The following is an 18,661-nucleotide window of genomic DNA, read 5'->3' on the forward strand; positions in this document are numbered from 1 at the left end:
ATAGCTAAAAGGCACACAATGATTAGAACTTGGTTAAGCCATAAAGGCGACGCGCCGATACAAGGCGACGAGCAGCAAATTGGTCCATGGTTAGAACAAGAGGCAGGCACTATCTGGATTGATATTGACTTGCGCAGCTTTAGTCATGCCAAAGCCGAGCAATTACTTAAGCGCTTTGCGTGCCACCCTTTAGCAATAATCGATACCTTTCGTCCTCGCCACCCACCGAAAATAGAGCTGTTTGACGAACAAATATTCATGCTTTATCGAGGCATTCAGCACTGTATTGGTGATTTAAAGTTTGAGCATATGCAGCTGGCCATGTTTGTAGGCAAAAACTATCTCATTACTCTGCACGATGGTCAGTCGCAGGGCATAGAAAACCTGTTACAACAGCCCTTTCATAAATACTTACAGCACCCATTAAGTTTAGCCAGCCGAATAATGCACAGTGCCTCAACCTTGTATTTAAACCAGTTGCTAGAATTTGAAGACCAACTAAGTGAATTAGAAGAGCAATTAAGTAGTCATGGAGACGACCAATTGCTCAGCACAATTACTCGCTATAAAACCGACATTCTTCGACTAAACCGAATTTTTAGTTACCACCTCAGCCTAAGTAAAAAGCTACTGCATCTCGAGCAAGAACAAAGTGTAAACAACATAGCGATAGATCAACCGGTGCTGCAAGACTTACACGAGCGCTTCGAACGATTGCATAGCCTTAGCAGCATGTATTACGACATTTGCGGTGATTTAGTGGATGGTTACTTATCGATAAGTTCGCACAAACTTAACAACACCATGCGGGTATTAACCTTAATTACTGCCATCTTTGTCCCTTTAAGTTTTTTAGCCGGCATTTACGGAATGAATTTTGAAGTGATACCCGAACTTCATCACCCAAATGGCTACTTCATTTTGCTTGGCACAATGCTGCTAATTGCAGTATCACTAATTGCCATATTTAAATGGAAGCGCTGGTTTTAGGCTGCCGTAAGCCGTAGTGCTACCATCTATTTATGTGCATCCAAATCATCTACTTACCCCAAAAGTAGCACGTCAGATTTCTTTACATCTTTTTTCTCAATCATATGTAAAATTGCATAAGAGATTGAAATAAAGGTAATTTTTTATTGGCTTAAAACTTGCTATCGAAATCACATCTAAAAATGTGATTTTTAGCCAAACAAGGGATAAAAAAATTGAAAAAAGCTAAGTTAATACTATGTAGTTTAGTATTTGGATTACTTACCAACCTATCGGCGCAAGCTGGCGTGATTCTTTCGGCAGTAGATGTTAGTACTAATATGGGCACTCGATTTGCTGGAGATATTAACAATACGATTGATCAATCGGGCCTTAATACTACCTTTGTAAGTGGTGTAACTGACTTTGATACCTACAATCCAAGTAGCCAATCGGTTATTAATACCGCACCGAACCAGTGGTGGGGCGCAACCGATACCTTAGGCTATACCGATTTTGACTTAGGTGCAGTTTATAACCTTCACCGTTTTGCACTATGGAATGCCAATTTCATCTTTGGTGTTAAAGATTTCAGAGTATTAATTGACGATAACGCAGCGTTTTCTAGCGCGCTTGATTTAGGCTCTTTCACCGCCAACTTTGACCAAGCTACTGGTCAAGTATTTGATTTGCTAGATGGTATTGGCCGCTACGTCCGAATTGAACATCTATCTATCCACAGTAACTCAAGTAACATTAATGAAGTGGCCTTTGATGTTAGCTCATTTTCTCCTGTGACTGCAGTACCAGAACCTAGCACTTTAGCTATTTTCGGTTTAGCTTTTGCCGGTCTAATGTTTAGACGTAAACAGCGCTAAACATAACCGCTATTCACCAACAAGAAACCCGCTTCAAGGCGGGTTTCTTGTTATTTAGTTTAACGGAACACTTACTCGCTTATTACGCTGAATAGATGCCAATACCGCACTGGCCATCACCAGTAAAACGACGACCAAAGACACTGCTGTAGGGATCGCCCATACCGTTTCAACTAAAGCCATTTTCACCCCAATAAACACCATGATTACTGCCAATGCTGGGCGTAAATATACAAACTTATCTATCATGCCCTGCAATACAAAAAACAAGGAGCGCAGGCCCAACAAGGCAAATACGTTAGCGGCTAATACTAAAAATGGCTCTTGAGTCAGCGCAAAAATAGCCGGTATTGAGTCCAGCGCAAACAACACATCCATCAAAGCAATGGCGCTAATCACACTCGCCATAGGAGTAAACCAGCGTTTGTTATCCCGTTTAACACACAAGGCATGGCCATGATACCGGTCGGTCACTGGCAATATCTTTGCCAGCAGCTTATTAGTTTGAAACTGGTTATCGGAGTGTTTTTCTGGCAAGGCTAGCTGTATGCCTGTCCACACTAAAAAGGCCGCAAATACATACAGTACCCAGTGAAAGCTTGCTAACAATTGGCTGCCAACGCCAATCATCACACTGCGTAACAGCAGTGCGCCAATCACTCCCCACAACAAAGCACGAGGGCGCAACTCAGCGGGCACCTTAAACTGGGAAAATATAACAGTGAATACAAATAGATTATCTACGCTTAGCGACTTTTCTAATAAGTAACCGGTGCTAAAAGCCATTGCTGCCTGTTGCGGTTTATAACTACTGTTTGGCGCATACCGCTGCCAACACCAAAGTATAGAAAGAGCAAACGCCAAAGCTAAGGCAAACCAAAACACACTCCACAGAGCGGCTTTTTTAAGGCTGATATTGCCATTTCGAGTTTGCCAAACGTCCACTAGCACCAACGCCAAGGTGGCGAGTGCAAATACAAAGTAAGTGATAGAGTTCATTACTGATCCTCAGGGGCAAAGGATCTAGTCTTTAAGGGATAATGCCTAGACCTTCACAAACAAACACGCTTAACCTTTTGGCTAAGCACCTTTGTGTTGGTCTCGTCGAGATACCTTTCGGTACCTTCGCATGCCGGATAGGTAAGACACCTAACGGGATGACGACATGCAAATTTTCATCAACTACTCCCTAAGACGCCGCGATATTACGCCTAAAATTTGCCTCGCGCTAGGCTTATTTTACTTAAAAATAATACTATGGTTTAAGACTTATTTTTCATTAACTTGCAGCACATCAGATCACTAAATAGGAGCGTTTTCGCGCCGCTAAACTTAGCTATCAGCTATCCCACATAACGTCACACTGTTTTTTAAGCGCTGAGCTGAGTAATTCAATTAAAGGTTGAGCACGAGTATTTAAACTAATCACAGGTTCCAATTCGGCATCGGACTCATCAGCGTTAGATTGTTCTGCCTGAGCTTGTGCAGCAAGCTCTAGCTCAGCTTTTAACTGGCTTAAAGCTTCGGCAACGTCTTCGGCCCGTATTGCTCCCGGCACACTGCCACTGTGTCCCATCATTTTTAACAGCGCTAAACCAATATCGCCAAACATGGTGACATTTGCGTAAGCTTTACATCTGAATGTAATTAACATGGGTAGTTACCTATTAATAAATCAACACAAGGCTAGCAGCATAAAACGAATCGCCAACGCTTTCTTTAAGCAAAACGACATTGTTGCTTAACGCACTAAAATTAAACCCTTTGTAGTTTTGTTTTCGCACTTAACTCATCACGATAATAATTACCTAGAGTATATTGTCCAAAAGCGGGTGCGATAGAATCTTGCCCCATCACTGTAAGAAAAAACTCTGCTGGCCCGCCCCATTTCTCTGGGAGTCGCTTAACAATACTAAGAGCAATGCGACGGATAAAATCTGGAAGCTTAATCGATTTTGACGGCTTGTTTTGCGCTTGAAATGCCAATAGAGCCATCTGGTTCATCGACAATACTTCAGGTCCGCCTACGTCTAATTCTGATTCACTCCGAGCTATTGCATCGATGCAAAACCTTGCTAGATCTTTGCCATGGATCGGATTAGCTCGCACCTCACCATTGCCAAACATGTACACTTTGCCGCTTGCTGCCATACGATACAGTTCTGTCATATCGGAGAAAAAGCCGTTTGGCCTAAGCACACAGCCTTGCAGCAATGAAGAGCTTAATAAGCGCTTGGCGAACTTTTCTTTGGCCGCCAACAAACGCACTTGCGGATACTTTTTAGCATTAAAAGCCGAGACATAAATGAATTTACTGACCGCCGCTTGCTCAGCTTCTAACAGAAGATTCAAGTTTGCCTGGTAATCCACATCTCGATAAGTCAGGCCATCTTGTTGTCGAGTGATACCCAAACAGGAAATAACCACATCTACATCGTCGCAGATGCCTTTTATGGCTTTTGGCTCGGTGACTTGCGCTTGAATAATTTGCTGCTCGAGTACACCTTTATCCAGCAGCTTTGCGCGGTTTCTCGCAACGGCCTTAAAATCTATATTGCTGGCTAATAGCTGCTCAACAATGTGCAGACCTAAATAACCTGTGGCCCCAACCAGCAATACTTTTTGCTCCTTATCCATCGGCTTAGTTCTCCACCTTTTGTTTAGTTTCTAAGTCAGGGCGATAAGGCTCTTCTCGCAATATATGGCTAATGAGTAGTTTGAGATAAAACAAAGGCAGAAACCACGCTAATCCCGGCGGTGCATCAAACACAGCCAAGCCAAGTACTAGCGCAAACGAATACAAGATCAAGGCCACCGGACGCTGCAAATACAGCGGCGTTTTTAATACCCACGCACAAGCGACAAGCATATAAGTACCGGTTAACAAAACCCACCACACATCCAGCTGCAAAAAAGCCCAACTGAATAGGCCGAGCTGCACAAAATGCACAGCTATAAAACTCATATGTTGTTTAAAGCCTTGTCCATCGCGATGAAACCAGCGCTTAGCACTGGAAGTAGCATTAGTTATGATGCCGCCAACAATATCAACTGCAAGAATACCCGCCACAACAAACTGAAATACACTCCATCCCAGATCGCCGTACCATGCCCACAACATCAGAGCTGCGCTCGATATAAAAGGTACATACAGTTGCAAAGCTTTCTCCGCATCAGTAGCACCTGGACCAATAAAGCTATCAACTTTCCCCTTCACGCCTGCTCTCAATTCGGGCAGCTGCCAATCAATATTCATAACCTTTACCTTATTTAGACCACTCGGTCTTTTTAAAATAAAACCAATCCACACAAAGGTAAAGTTTTATTTTGTCCAAATGGTCTAAAAAAATAACCCATGTTATAGTGCTAGGCGTAACAAAGAGCTAGAGAATCAAATGCCAAAGCTGATAAATCACGATGAAAAGCGCAAAGAGATTGCGCTAAAAGCCACAGAGATATTTCTCGAATATGGCTACAAAAATATTGGAATGCGCCAACTGTGTGAACAGCTAGGCATGAGCAAAAGCGCTGTCTACCACTACTACAAAAGCAAAGATCAGCTTTTTATTGCAGCCACCGAAGCCATTGTTAGTGTTGATGCCTCGGCACTAATTGATGCGCCATTGGCGCCCCAGGCCAAGCTTGAACAGCGCTTAGAAAACTTTGTCATTATCTTTCGGCAAATGGCGCCGCGATTCTTCAAAGAAATGCAACTTGTTGCCGACTATATTGAAGTGATTGGTGAGGAAAATGTGGCCAGCGATGCATGCATGCAACTAGCTAATCAGAACTATTTAGAGCTTCTGGCAAGCTATGTATCAGAAGAAGCTAAAGATAGCCTATACACGCTTATGCTGGGTTTGCTAAACCATCAAGTAATGGCAGGAAAACCTTTAGAGAAAAGCTACATAATAAAGATGGTGAGTGCGCAACTAAACAACTAACGAGAGCGCCAAAATAGCGCTCTTGTTAAGCGGTGTTACTCAAGCTCCAAATACACCTTGTCCAGCAAAGACATGGCTAAGTCGTTATCGTAATAAGCCGCTTCGTTAATAAACGCTGGATATACCGTTTTCTCACCTTGATAACAAATGTCTTCGCCCATAAAGGTTCTAAAAATAGGGTCACCAGTATTAATTGGCTGGTAGTCATTGTCTTGCACATTGCTGTGCACCATCGCTAGTCGTTCACCCTTATCGTTAAGCGGCAGTTTAATGCTATCGAGATACAAAAAGGCCTCAACTTGTTTGGGTAGCTTGGGTAAATCTTGTTGGTTATGCAGCTCTACAAAATCAAGAATATGCCCGGTCATTTGTTCCATCTGCTCCAGCACATCTTGGCGCAATACCGATTGCGGCTGCGGCCCGACTTCAATTAAAACGCCATATTTACCACAACTTGCGAGGAAGCGGTGATTACTCATATCTTCTTCCGGCTCATCCAGAAACACCACGGCTTCTGGCATCTGCATAGTGACGTAAGCGGCAAGTTGTTTGTAGAAAGGTGTTTGCTCTAACAAGATAAGGGTAGGTCCCATGTTAGAGGTGGTATTGTGCAAGTCGATAACCAAATCCATGTTCGGTTTTGATTTAGGGCCAAGCTGCTGGTGCAGCGCTTTAGCGCGTGATTGCTCATAATTGGCCAAACTAAAACCAGCCAAGTTACTGGCGCTAAATTGGCGATTTAAATCGGCATCAATGTAGCGTTTGTTTTCACCATGCGCTTTAGGGTTGGCAAATACAGTTTCTACTTTGAGGCTAGGACGGGCAATAAGTTGAGGATGTTGCTGCCATTTATTTATTAAGTACACCCCACTAAATTCATTACCGTGGGTGCCACCGACAATGGCAACTTTATTAATCTTCGACAAGTGCAGCTCTCCTTTTATACCAACCAGCAAACAGCCTTGAGCTTAAAAGGAAATGCGCTTTGACTCAAGCCAAAGCGCTGTTACTGCTGACTATTCTTCTTGCTCTTGTTTACTAATACGGTAAGCCTTAGGCGTTAACTCTAAGTCTTTCTTAAATACCGCATACATGTATTGCAAAGAAGGGTAACCACATAGCTCCGCAATGTCAGAGGTGGAAAGCTCGGTATTACGCAACAAACTCATGGCTTGTTCTAACTTGGCACAGTGAATTTCTTGGTGAACCGAGTGGCCAATATCATCTTTAAAGCGCTTTTCTAGGTTTGAGCGCGAGACTTTTACATAATCTAATACTTGCTCAACCTTAATGCCTTTACAGGCGTTATGGCGAATAAAGTGCATCGCTTGAATAACGTAAGGGTCTTTCAGCGCTTTGTAATCGGTAGATTGGCGCTCAACCACTTGCTCTGGGCCTACCAGCTCACGCACTTTACGTAACTCTTGCCCTTGCAGTTGGCGGTGCAATAGCTTGGCCGCTTGGAAGCCCATTTTTCGACAACCTTGCGCCACCGAACTCAATGATACTCGGCTTAAATGGCGAGTTAAGTCTTCATCATCAATACCAATAATCGACACTTTGTCTGGCACGATGATCCCCAAGTGATCACACACTTGCAGCAAGTGGCGCGCTCGCGCATCAGATACCGCAACAATGCCTACCGGTTTAGGCATAGATTGAATCCAATCCGCCAGGCGGTTCATTGCATACTGCCAAGACTCTGGGGTGGTCTCCATGCCGCGATAAACCGCACACTCGTAACCATCACCTGCTACCAATTGTTGGAAAATAGCTTCACGCTCCATCGCCCAGCGGTTGCCCTCATTAGGCGGCATGCCGTAGTAAGCAAAGTACTCCAAACCTTTGGCTTTTAAGTGCTCATAGGCTGAATTAACCAAAGCGCGGTTATCGGTGGCCACATAAGGAAAATCGGGGTATTGCTCTGGGTTTTCGTAAGAGCTGCCCACAGCCACCACTGGCACACGTAGGCCAGTTAAGGCTTTTTCAATTTCAGGATCGTCGAAGTCGGCAATAATGCCGTCGCCTACCCAATGTTGTAGTTTGCTGATCCGACAGCGAAAATCTTCCTCTAGAAATATATCCCAATCACATTGTGATGCCTGTAAGTAGTCGCCAATACCTTTAATGATCTGACGGTCATAAACCTTATTTGCATTAAATAACAATGTAATTTTGAAACGTTTATCAAACATGTGGGGCTCCTAAAAGCACGGTGCCAATCAAGATTTAATTTAATATCTAAAAAAAAAGAGCCGAACGCTACTGTGAAAAATCGTAATGTGATTATGATCATGCACATTTCAAACGAAACTGTGAACTCAGGCACGCCATGGAAAAACGCTATTCCTCTGGTAATTTTCGTAATTGAGCCAAGTTTCCAATCCGCGGCAGGATGAGCTCATATTTAAAACACTTTTGCTGCCGCTTAATTACAGTGTAGTTTCGCCGAGCAGCTCGCGTCCAATAAGGAACTTCTATGTATATCGGTATTGATTTAGGCACCTCTGGAGTAAAAGTTGTGCTGCAGGCTGAAAACGGTGATATTTTAAGCCAAGCCACCGAAAGCTTAACAGTATCTCGTCCTGCACCGTTGTGGTCTGAGCAAGCTCCGCAAGACTGGTGGCAAGCCACTCAAGATGCACTTAGCGCATTAAGCAAACAACACTCGCTAGCAGAAGTTAAAGCGATTGGCCTAAGTGGCCAAATGCATGGCGCTACCTTACTGGACGCCCAAGGCGAAATTTTACGCCCAGCCATTTTATGGAACGACGGCCGCAGTGCGGCTCAGTGTGAAGAAATAGAGTGTGTAGTACCTAAATCTCGCGATATTGTTGGCAATCTGATGATGCCAGGTTTTACCGCGCCTAAACTGCTTTGGGTTAAGCAAAACGAGCCGGAAATTTTTGCCAAGGTCGACAAAGTACTACTGCCTAAAGATTACTTGCGTTACTTGCTGTCGGGCAACTTTGCCTCTGATATGTCAGATTCAGCCGGCACCATGTGGTTAGACGTAGCCAAACGCGACTGGAGTGATGACATTCTAGCGGCCACTGGCCTTAGCCGTGAACACATGCCTGAACTATTTGAAGGCAGTGAGGTTACCGGTAACCTTAAAGCAGAACTCGCCGAACGCTGGGGCATGCCCGCCGTGCCATTAGTAGCAGGTGGTGGCGATAACGCAGCTGGCGCTGTAGGTGTAGGCATCACTAAACCTGGCCAGGCGATGTTGTCTTTAGGCACCTCTGGTGTTTACTTTGCAGTAAGTGATGGTTACCTAAGCAACCCCGAATCAGCCTTACATAGCTTCTGTCACGCACTACCAGGTGCTTGGCATCAAATGTCGGTCATTCTTAGTGCCGCTTCATGTTTAGATTGGGTAGTTAACTTAACTGGTCAAGCAGACGTGCCAAGCATGTTAGCCGCTGTAGAAGCCGCGCCAGAAAGTGATAACCCAGTGTACTTTTTACCTTACTTATCGGGCGAACGTACGCCGCACAATAACCCAGAAGCTAAGGGCGTATTCTTTGGCATGACTCATTCAACTGGCCCATTAGATTTATGCCGCGCGGTCTTAGAAGGCGTGGCTTATGCCTTTGCCGACGGCTTAGACGCACTGCATGCAACGGGCTTAAAACCAGAAGAAATCACCTTAATTGGTGGCGGTGCGCGCAGTCAGTTTTGGCGTCAAATGCTAGCCGACGTATTTGGCCAAGCAGTAAGTTACCGCTTAGGCGGCGAAGTAGGCCCAGCACTTGGTGCTGCACGTTTAGCCCAACTAGGGGTAACCGAGAATCCAGATCTAGCCGCCATTTGCCCAGTGCCAGAGTTAGTTGAAGTTCACCAAGTGAATGTCGAGCGCCATGCTGTTTACGCTAAACGCCGCGAAACTTACCAAGCGCTTTACCCAAAACTAGCACCACTTTTTTAAGCAATAAACCCAACGAACAGCCATAGCCTTGCTATGGCTGTTCTGCCAGTTAAGTGAACACATCTGATAAATCCGCATTTATCACATGTGCTCACCCCGGCCCATTGAACGTAGTAATACGGAAGACAAATACTATGGCAAAGAACTATCGCGTAGCGCTTCTTTTGAACGCTAACATGGCTTACGACCGAGGCATCATTACCGGCATATCATCATTTGTGAAAAATGGTGCTCCTTGGAGTTTGTTCATTGGAGAACAAAATCTATTTTCGGTGGACGATTTTAGTAAGTGGCAGGGTGATGGCGTAATTGCCGACTTCGACCACCCAGAAATTCGCGATGCGATTAAGTCTCGAAATATTCCAGTAGTGGGCATTGCCAGTAGCGAAACCGTAGCGAATACCATGCAAGATTACCCGGTGGTGATGTCTGACAATAAACAGATCATCAATATGGCGGCACGTTTCTTAAAAATGCGCCGTTATACCCATTTAGCATTTTGTGGTTACCCCAACCGCCCCTTTAATGACTGGTCGGCCAACCGCGAGCAGCTGCTGCGCGATTGGTGTGAGCGTAACCAATGCGCCTATAGCCAGTTTAGCGCTAAAGATAACATTGATACCTGGGACAGCGACTTACAGTGTTTAGTTGATTGGCTCAGCCGCCTACCTAAGCCAGTAGGGATTATTGCTGCCAACGATGTGCGCGCTCGCCAACTGAGCTACGCCTGTCAGCAGGCTAAAATAAACATCCCCGAAGAAGTCTCTATCATGGGGATAGACGATGACGAACTGAACTGCACCTTAAGCTTGCCTACGTTAACTTCGGTTCGCCAAGGTACCCGTGCCATGGGGTATTTAACTGCCTCACTTCTGCAGCCGCTAATGGATGGCAAAAACTTAGTTAAACGCCACCACTTTGTGCAACCTGAACGGGTTATTGGCCGCGATTCGACCGACTTCTTCCATTTTAAAGACAATCTAGTGCGGGGCGCGCTAAGCCTTATTCGAATTAACCAAGGCAATATTAAGGTAAAACAAATTCTGGCCGAACTAGGCTGTTCTCGTGGCGCCATCGACAACAAATTCCATGAAGAGTTAGGCATGTCGCTGCACGCTTACTTGCTGGATACACAGCTTAATTTGGCGCTAGAGCTATTGGTGGATACCGAGCAAACCTTAAGTGAGATAGCTAAAGTGGTGGGCTTTAGCAGCCCGCAGTATTTGTCATGCGCAATTAAGAAACGCTGGAACATGACTCCCGGCATGTTGCGCGAACAAAAGGGTGTAACAAACCGAGAGCTAGCTCCACTTATTGAAGATACCGAAGAGTTAATCGAACAAGCCTAGTTTCATCAAGCTGGCATAATTAGCTGCCACTATAAGCGAGTAAGCGCAGTGATAGCCTAGCTTGTTGAGTAATAACGCTATTCCAGAGCACAACCAAGAGCTGAGGGTTTGGTAAAAACTTAACCCAACAGATCTGGTGAAGATCAAAAAAACATCATCACTGTTATTAAAACTCTGCGGTGGTGATGCGTTTCTTTTTTCAACAAATCAGCGCACCATGCAAGGGAGTGTGACAGCAACATGAAGCTTGCGTGGCCCAATTCAACAAAACGCTTAATAAAGCGTGATCTGGATCAGGGCTGCGAAAATTCAACATTAGCGCTAAAAAAAGCGTAATTGCGCTTAATTGCCAGTCTGGCACTTTAATACGGACATGAAGCTTAGCTTTGGTCAATGACCTTCAACCAATAATGAAGGCACGCCAAACAAGCCGCACAATTAGTTTTCATTACAAGGGTCTATACATCTTATGAGTTCTCTACTTACACAGCTAAAACAATACACCACGGTTGTTGCCGATACCGGCGACTTAGACACAATGCGCAAATTTTCACCTGAAGATGCCACCACAAACCCATCGTTAATTGTTAAGGCCTTAGGTTTACCTGAGTACTCAAGCCTACTTAAAGACGTAGCAGACTGGGCTAAAACCCAATCAAACGACCAAGCCGAACAAATCGAAATGGCTGCCGACAAACTGGTAGTAACTATTGGTTGTAAGGTACTTGAGTTAGTACCGGGTCGTATTTCTACGGAAGTAGACGCACGTTTGTCATTTGACACCGAAGCCAGCATTGCTAAAGCACGCCGCTTAATTGAGCTTTACGAAGCGGCCGGCATCAACAAAGAACGTGTATTGATTAAGTTAGCCTCTACTTGGCAAGGTATTCGCGCCGCCGAGCAACTAGAAAAGGAAGGCATTAACTGTAACCTTACTTTGTTGTTCTCTTTTGCCCAAGCCCGCGCTTGTGCCGAAGCTGGCGTATTCCTTATCTCACCTTTTGTTGGCCGTATTCTTGATTGGTACAAAGCTAAAGACGCTAACGCAGACTTTGCTGGCGCTAAAGATCCGGGTGTTATCTCGGTATCAGAAATCTACAGCTACTACAAAGACCACGGCTACAACACTGTAGTGATGGGCGCAAGCTTCCGTAACATTGGCGAAATTGTAGAGCTAGCCGGTTGTGACCGCCTAACCATTGGTCCAGCCCTACTTGAAGAGCTAGACCAAACCGAAGCACAACTAGACGTTCGCCTACAAGATAAAGGTGTTAGCAAAAACCGTCCTGCTGCAATGACCGAAGCAGAATTCTACTGGGCGCATTACGAAGATGCCATGGCAACGGAAAAACTGGTAGAAGGTATTCGTGCCTTTGCAGTTGACCAAGTGAAGCTAGACAACATGCTAATTGAAGCGCTAGAAGCTTAAGATTTATTAATTATTAGGAAATAGAAGATGACTCACCCTCGTCAACAATACGCTAACGCAATCCGCGCTTTAAGCATGGACGGTGTACAACAAGCTAAGTCGGGTCACCCTGGCGCACCAATGGGCATGGCAGACATTGCCGAAGTACTATGGCGCGACCATTTAGCGCATAACCCTAGCAACCCAAGCTGGAGCAACCGCGACCGCTTTATTTTGTCTAACGGCCATGGCTCTATGTTGTTGTACTCGCTACTTCACCTAAGCGGTTACGCACTGCCAATTGAAGAGCTTAAAAACTTCCGTCAATTGCATTCTAAAACGCCGGGCCACCCAGAATATGGTTACGCACCGGGCGTAGAAACCACTACCGGCCCACTAGGCCAAGGTATTGCTAATGCTGTAGGTATGGCGCTAGCAGAGAAAATGTTAGCCGCGCAATTCAACCGCGACGGTCACGACATTGTTGACCACTTCACTTACGCCTTTATGGGCGACGGCTGTTTGATGGAAGGTATTTCTCACGAAGTATGTTCATTAGCTGGCACCCTAGGTTTAGGTAAGCTAATTGCGTTTTGGGATGACAACGGCATCTCTATTGACGGCCACGTTGAAGGCTGGTTTAGCGATGATACTCCGACACGTTTTGAAGCTTACGGCTGGAACGTAGTACGCGATGTTGATGGCCACGATCCTGAACAAATTAACGCAGCCATTGCCGCGGCTAAAGCCGACATTACTAAACCTACGCTAATTTGTACTAAAACCATTATTGGTTTTGGTTCACCAAATAAGTCTGGCTCGCATGATTGTCACGGTGCACCACTAGGTGATGAAGAAATTAAAGCGGCTCGCGAATTCTTAAACTGGCCACACGCCGCGTTCGAAATCCCAGCAGATGTTTACCAAGCTTGGGATAACAAAGCTAAAGGCAGCGAGCAAGAAAACGCTTGGAACGACAAGTTTGCCGCGTACAAAAAAGCCTACCCAGAGCTAGCTGCCGAATACGCTCGTCGCGTAGAAGGCCAGTTACCAGAAAACTGGAAAGCTGAAACTCAAGCTTTATTGCAACGCTTGCAAAACGAGCCAGCAAACATTGCTAGCCGCATGGCGTCTAAAAACACCCTTGATATAATTGGAAAAATCTTACCTGAATTGCTAGGTGGTTCTGCCGACCTTGCACCATCAAACCTAACCTTCCACGCTAGCTCTAAATCAGTAAGCGCAGAAGATGCCTCTGGTAACTACTTACACTACGGTGTACGTGAGTTTGGTATGTCGGCAATGCAAAATGGTATTGCTTTGCACGGCGGTTTTGTTCCTTACTCGGCCACCTTCTTAATGTTTATGGAATACGCCCGCAACGCGGTACGTATGGCAGCATTAATGAAGCAACGTTCTATTTTTGTTTACACCCACGACTCTATTGGTCTTGGCGAAGATGGTCCTACTCACCAACCGGTTGAGCAAGTGGCTAGCTTACGTTTAACACCAAACATGGAAACATGGCGTCCTTGTGACCAAGTTGAATCAGCAGCGGCTTGGATCAATGCAGTAGAACGTATTGATGGCCCGAGTTCGTTAATCTTCTCTCGCCAAAACCTTGCTCAACAAAAACGTAGCGGTGAGCAACTAGAGTTGATTAATCGCGGTGCTTACATTCTTAAAGACTGTAGTGGCACTCCAGAGCTTATTCTTATCGCCACTGGCTCAGAAGTAGAGCTGGCCGTTGAAGCCGCAGCCAAGTTAAGCGAGCAAGGTAAGCAAGTACGTGTTGTATCTATGCCTTGTACTGAGCGTTTCGACAAGCAAGATGCTGCTTACCGTGAAGCTGTACTGCCGAAAGCTGTTCGTGCTCGTGTAGCCGTTGAAGCACTACAAGCCGACTTCTGGGGCAAATACGTTGGCCTAGATGGCGTAACTGTAGGTATGACAAGCTTTGGCGAATCGGCACCTGCTGGTGAGCTATTCAAACTATTTGGCTTTACTGTAGAAAACGTAGTAGACCAAAGCTTAAGCTTGCTCAATAGCTAAGATTTTTACCTATCGAGCTAAAGGCGCTGATGATTCAGCGCCTTTTTTTTCACCTTTAAATGATGTTAATTGACAAGCAAAGCCGAAAAAGTAAGACTCAACTCACCAAACCAAAGTATTTACTCTAGCTAAACCACTGATCTTAAACAGCTGTCTATACTTGTTGTTGGGGCTTGAAAAAAACTAAAAAGGACTGTTTTTGCAGCTATTCTCAAGGGTAATGATAGCGCTTATCGTAAGCTTGCTTGTTAGCCAAGTAAAAGCGGATCCCTTACGTTTAGTTTATCCAAATTTTCCTCCTTATACTTATGCCAGTGACGAGCAACCAGCTGCTGGTAATTTTCTAGTCGACAAAATCATGCAGGTGCTGGAACAGCCCTACAAAATGGCCCCGGTACCCAACTACAAACGCGCACTTAGCGATGTGCAATACGGCGTGGCCGATGGTTTTTTCTTTGCATCTCAGAACAGCCAACGCGATTCTATCGCCGAGTTTTCTAAGCCCATTGTTTACAACAATTGGAGTTGGTTTTTCCGCTATGACAGCTATTTCGATCCAGATGCCAACAACTTTAAGACCGATGTAAAAGTTGCCTCAATTGAAGGAACCAACACCTTACGCTGGCTTAATACTCATCACTTCAAGGTGGTTGGCAAACAAAAAAATGTCGCTAAACTTGCGCAACTCCTATTTGATCTAAAACGCATAGACGCCGCATTTTTGTCGGCTGATGTATTTAAAAGTAGCCATGTTCACCCCAACCTAGTAAGTGGTGAATATATTGAAGTTGTGCAGCGCTCCGCCCCCTTTGGTATCTACATTTCCAAGGCTTACTTGGAACAACATCCCGGCTTTATGCAAGACCTCAACCGAGCCATTAGCGAAGTGCAAAACAAATACTTAGACAACACTTACTCGTTGTCGGGACTAAAGCGCAACACTGATTAAGCGCCTCTATACACTCAATAAATCAAACACTCGCAACGAATGGCTGCAGTTAACTCATACCAGCATTTACCGCTAGGCAAACATGGGTTTCATGCCATACAAGATAAGATGAATAGCTTTTCATCCAGTGTTTACCGCTTAAAACACCACTAAATAGCATTACGAAATTTCACACACTCGCAATGTTATTGCAGATTTTTTGAAAATTCCTAAAAAAGCGCTGTTTAAAACGCGAGTTAGCGCACGAAAAGTAAATAGCTGAAAAAAGTCTGCATTTTTCATAATTGAGAGAAAGCTAAGCAAGGCTAACAATAAGCTCACAGAAGGAGATTGGTTCTCCGATGAAAACGCATTCTTTTTTAGGAGTAGTTCCATGGCTCAATATTTTGACCAGTTTGAAAAAATCGCATACGAAGGACCAGAGTCCACTAACCCACTAGCGTTCCGTCACTACGACGCGAAAAAAGTAATCATGGGTAAAACCATGGAAGAGCACCTACGTTTTGGTGCTTGTTACTGGCACAACTTCTGCTGGGATGGTTTTGATATCTTTGGTACTGGCACTTTCGACCGTCCTTGGCAGAAGCCTGGCAACGCGCTTGAAATGGCTAAGATGAAAGCTGACGTAGCCTTCGACTTCTTCTCTAAAGTAGGCACGCCTTACTACTCGTTCCACGACGTAGACGTAGCTCCAGCAGGTAACTCTATTAAAGAGTACGCTGAAAACATGAAAGTAATGATGGACGTTCTTGCTCAGAAACAAGACGAAACCGGCATGAAACTTCTTTGGGGTACAGCAAACGCATTCTCAAATGCACGTTACATGTCTGGCGCTGGCTCTAACCCTAACCCAGAAGTATTTGCTTACGCTGCGAGCCAAATCTTTACTGCTATGAACGCAACCAAAATGCTAGGTGGTGAAAACTACGTATTATGGGGCGGCCGTGAAGGTTACGAAACATTGCTAAATACCGATCTACGCCAAGAGCGCGAGCAGCTAGGTCGCTTGTTCCAAATGGTAGTAGAGCACAAACACAAAATTGGCTTTACCGGCACAATCTTAATTGAGCCAAAACCAGCTGAGCCTACTAAGCACCAATACGACTACGACACAGCTACTGTATACGGCTTCTTGAAGCAGTTCGGCCTTGAAGACGAAGTGAAAGTAAACATCGAAGTTAACCACGCAACTCTAGCGGGTCACTCTTTCCACCACGAAATTGCGACTGCTATTTCACTAGGCCTATTTGGTTCTATTGATGCTAACCGCGGTGATGCGCAACTAGGTTGGGATACTGACCAATTCCCTAACAGTGTTGAAGAGTGGACGCCAGTAATGTACGACATTCTGCGCTCTGGTGGCTTTAAAGATGGTGGTTTAATGTTTGATACTAAACTACGTCGTCAAAGTATCGATCCAGCCGACTTCTTCCACGGCCACATTGGCGGAATGGACACTTGTGCATTAGCACTTGAGAAAGCTGCTAGCCTAATTGAGAGCCAAGAAATCAGCAACATCGTTGCAGATCGCTACGCTGGTTGGAGCGGTGACCTAGGTAAAGCCATTATGACTGGCGATTACAGCCTAGAGTCTTTAGCAACTCAAGCTATTGGCGACAACATTGATCCTAAACACGTATCAGGTCGTCAAGAAGAGCTAGAAAACATTGTTAACAAACACATTTTTAGCAAGTAACACCTAGTACAATTGCTTATTTGTATTAAGTTAGCCGACGCTTAGCGTCGGCTTTTTTTATTTTGGCTCAGTAGATAACTCCGCACCTTTTACCAAACTCACCGTTAAGCTCAATGGGTCGACGCCTTCCAAACAACCTGCATTTACCCGAGTAAGCTCTGGCGCAGAGCGAGGGTTGTGGAAAGTATAAATGCCGCAGTGCTGACAAAAGTAATGCTTCGCTATTTGGGTATTCCACTGATACAAGCTTAAGGCCTGCTCACCTTGCAACAGCTCAAAGCTGTCTTCTTCCGCGGTTAGCATCACAGCTCCCTTACGCTTACACAAACTACAATTACAACGCAGCGCAGACTCTAAACTGGTGCGTAGGCTAAATTTAACCGCACCGCAGTGGCACTGGCCTTGATAATGTTGAGCCATTTTCTTCTCCTTGCTACTAAGGGCAACCATAAACCGAACTGTTTGGGCGAAATCACAATCGAGCCCTGAGCTGAAGGCTTTTTACAAAACACTTCTCAATGGCTCATCGTTGCAACAAATTAGCCAATAAAGCTCGCCTAAATAGCAACTAGCCCTAGCGACCTACCTTAAATTGCACTACCATTAATAACAATTAACTCATTACAGGTAGAACATGGATCGTTCGTTTAGCACCAAGCTTAGCCTATGTATGCTTTTTTTTAGCTCGTATCCGCTATTAGCAAAAACACCACAACCGCCAGCATTGGTATTAGCTAGTGATTACCAACAGGGCTTAGACCTTCAAGATTACTGGGTATGTGAAAAATACGATGGCGTAAGGGCGTATTGGGACGGCAAGCAATTATTTAGTCGAGCCGGCCACGTGATTAACCTTCCCAGCGCCTTAAGCGAGCAACTACCAGAGGTTGCGGTAGATGGTGAGCTTTGGTTAGGCAGAGGCCAATTTAGTGATTTAGTCAGCCTAATCAAACAACAAGATGTAAATCTAAACAAATGGCAACAAGTTCAATTTGTGGTGTTTGATTTACCCAACTATCCCGGCCCTTATCAGCAGCGCTACCGCCATTTGCAAACCCTTAGCAGTGCAAGCGAGTTTATGCGCGTGCCAGTTTATCGCGCCTACCCTGGGCGACCAAAACTAGAGCAGCAATTGGCTAAAATCAGTGCTGAGGGTGGCGAAGGGTTAATGCTACGCGACCCTAAATCTATGTATCTTCCAACACGTAGCAATGCGCTCATTAAATACAAAAGCTACCAAGATGCCGAGGCTAAAGTCATTGCGTATAGTGATGGTAAAGGCAAATACCGAGGTATGCTTGGAGCCTTGGTAGTTCAAGACCAACAGGGTCGGCAGTTTAAAATAGGCAGTGGTTTAAGCGATCAATTACGCGCCGATCCACCACCTATTGGCAGCTTGGTTGAGTATCGTTATAACGGTCTCACAGAACATGGAAAACCCCGCTTTGCGCGCTTTGTTAGGGTTCACCAAACCTTGTAATTGAG

17 protein-coding genes are annotated in these 18,661 nt (G+C 45.0%); 10 read left to right on the forward strand and 7 right to left on the reverse strand.

Annotated features, from left to right (window positions below):
- The first annotated feature begins 18 nt into the window (after positions 1-18).
- Together ACYFDN_RS11960 and ACYFDN_RS11965 are read left to right on the forward strand one after the other, a co-directional pair.
- The gene (locus ACYFDN_RS11960; RefSeq protein WP_483511279.1) at positions 19-990 is read left to right on the forward strand and encodes a magnesium transporter CorA family protein; all 972 of its coding nucleotides are present in this window, start codon (positions 19-21) and stop codon (positions 988-990) included.
- Positions 991-1,205: 215 nt separating this feature from the next.
- Positions 1,206-1,847, forward strand: a complete 642-nt coding sequence (locus tag ACYFDN_RS11965; RefSeq protein WP_483511281.1) for a PEP-CTERM sorting domain-containing protein — start codon at positions 1,206-1,208, stop codon at positions 1,845-1,847.
- 54 nt (positions 1,848-1,901) lie between these two features.
- Here ACYFDN_RS11965 and ACYFDN_RS11970 read toward each other — a convergent pair whose 3' ends face one another.
- From ACYFDN_RS11970 to ACYFDN_RS11985, 4 genes are all read right to left on the reverse strand, one after another.
- Positions 1,902-2,846, reverse strand: coding sequence for a TerC/Alx family metal homeostasis membrane protein (locus ACYFDN_RS11970; protein WP_483511282.1), 945 nt, complete (start codon positions 2,844-2,846; stop codon positions 1,902-1,904).
- Positions 2,847-3,186: 340 nt separating this feature from the next.
- Positions 3,187-3,501, reverse strand: a complete 315-nt coding sequence (locus ACYFDN_RS11975) for a DUF1840 domain-containing protein (protein ID WP_483511283.1) — start codon at positions 3,499-3,501, stop codon at positions 3,187-3,189.
- Positions 3,502-3,602: 101 nt separating this feature from the next.
- On the reverse strand, positions 3,603-4,484 hold the full coding sequence (locus ACYFDN_RS11980) for an SDR family oxidoreductase (protein ID WP_483511284.1): 882 nt from the start codon (positions 4,482-4,484) through the stop codon (positions 3,603-3,605).
- Positions 4,485-4,488: 4 nt separating this feature from the next.
- On the reverse strand, positions 4,489-5,103 hold the full coding sequence (locus tag ACYFDN_RS11985; protein WP_483511285.1) for a hypothetical protein: 615 nt from the start codon (positions 5,101-5,103) through the stop codon (positions 4,489-4,491).
- Between the two features lie 139 nt (positions 5,104-5,242).
- Between ACYFDN_RS11985 and ACYFDN_RS11990 the strand changes: the two genes are divergently transcribed.
- A complete protein-coding gene (locus ACYFDN_RS11990) occupies positions 5,243-5,791 on the forward strand; it encodes a TetR/AcrR family transcriptional regulator (protein WP_483511286.1) in 549 nt (182 codons plus the stop codon).
- A 35-nt stretch (positions 5,792-5,826) separates the two neighbouring features.
- Here the strand turns inward: ACYFDN_RS11990 and ACYFDN_RS11995 are convergent, their stop codons facing one another.
- Both ACYFDN_RS11995 and ACYFDN_RS12000 read right to left on the reverse strand, forming a co-directional pair.
- Complete coding sequence (locus tag ACYFDN_RS11995; protein WP_483511287.1) at positions 5,827-6,717, reverse strand: aspartoacylase; 891 nt, start codon at positions 6,715-6,717, stop codon at positions 5,827-5,829.
- Positions 6,718-6,807: 90 nt separating this feature from the next.
- The gene (locus ACYFDN_RS12000) at positions 6,808-7,986 is read right to left on the reverse strand and encodes a XylR family transcriptional regulator (RefSeq protein WP_016401987.1); all 1,179 of its coding nucleotides are present in this window, start codon (positions 7,984-7,986) and stop codon (positions 6,808-6,810) included.
- A gap of 284 nt (positions 7,987-8,270) precedes the next feature.
- Between ACYFDN_RS12000 and xylB the strand changes: the two genes are divergently transcribed.
- From xylB to xylA, 6 genes are all read left to right on the forward strand, one after another.
- Entirely contained in the window at positions 8,271-9,722 is a 1,452-nt protein-coding gene (gene xylB / locus ACYFDN_RS12005; protein WP_483511289.1) for a xylulokinase, read from the forward strand.
- Positions 9,723-9,856: 134 nt separating this feature from the next.
- Positions 9,857-11,071, forward strand: a complete 1,215-nt coding sequence (locus ACYFDN_RS12010) for a XylR family transcriptional regulator (RefSeq protein ID WP_016401989.1) — start codon at positions 9,857-9,859, stop codon at positions 11,069-11,071.
- Positions 11,072-11,540: 469 nt separating this feature from the next.
- Positions 11,541-12,500, forward strand: coding sequence for a transaldolase (gene tal / locus ACYFDN_RS12015; protein ID WP_483511291.1), 960 nt, complete (start codon positions 11,541-11,543; stop codon positions 12,498-12,500).
- Positions 12,501-12,527: 27 nt separating this feature from the next.
- Positions 12,528-14,531 carry a transketolase gene (gene tkt / locus ACYFDN_RS12020; RefSeq protein ID WP_483511292.1) on the forward strand — a complete coding sequence of 668 codons (2,004 nt, stop codon included), beginning with the start codon at positions 12,528-12,530 and terminating at the stop codon, positions 14,529-14,531.
- Between the two features lie 199 nt (positions 14,532-14,730).
- Positions 14,731-15,480, forward strand: a complete 750-nt coding sequence (locus tag ACYFDN_RS12025; RefSeq protein WP_483511293.1) for a hypothetical protein — start codon at positions 14,731-14,733, stop codon at positions 15,478-15,480.
- A 373-nt stretch (positions 15,481-15,853) separates the two neighbouring features.
- Positions 15,854-17,176, forward strand: a complete 1,323-nt coding sequence (gene xylA / locus ACYFDN_RS12030) for a xylose isomerase (RefSeq protein WP_016401994.1) — start codon at positions 15,854-15,856, stop codon at positions 17,174-17,176.
- 57 nt (positions 17,177-17,233) lie between these two features.
- Here the strand turns inward: xylA and ACYFDN_RS12035 are convergent, their stop codons facing one another.
- Positions 17,234-17,596, reverse strand: a complete 363-nt coding sequence (locus ACYFDN_RS12035; RefSeq protein ID WP_483511294.1) for a GFA family protein — start codon at positions 17,594-17,596, stop codon at positions 17,234-17,236.
- A gap of 214 nt (positions 17,597-17,810) precedes the next feature.
- On the opposite strand from ACYFDN_RS12035, the gene ACYFDN_RS12040 reads away from it, so the two are divergent.
- Positions 17,811-18,656: a DNA ligase gene (locus tag ACYFDN_RS12040; RefSeq protein WP_016401996.1), complete on the forward strand. Its 846-nt coding sequence runs from the start codon at positions 17,811-17,813 to the stop codon at positions 18,654-18,656.
- Positions 18,657-18,661: the final 5 nt, after the last annotated feature.

Source organism: Agarivorans sp. D1326 (assembly GCF_056958115.1).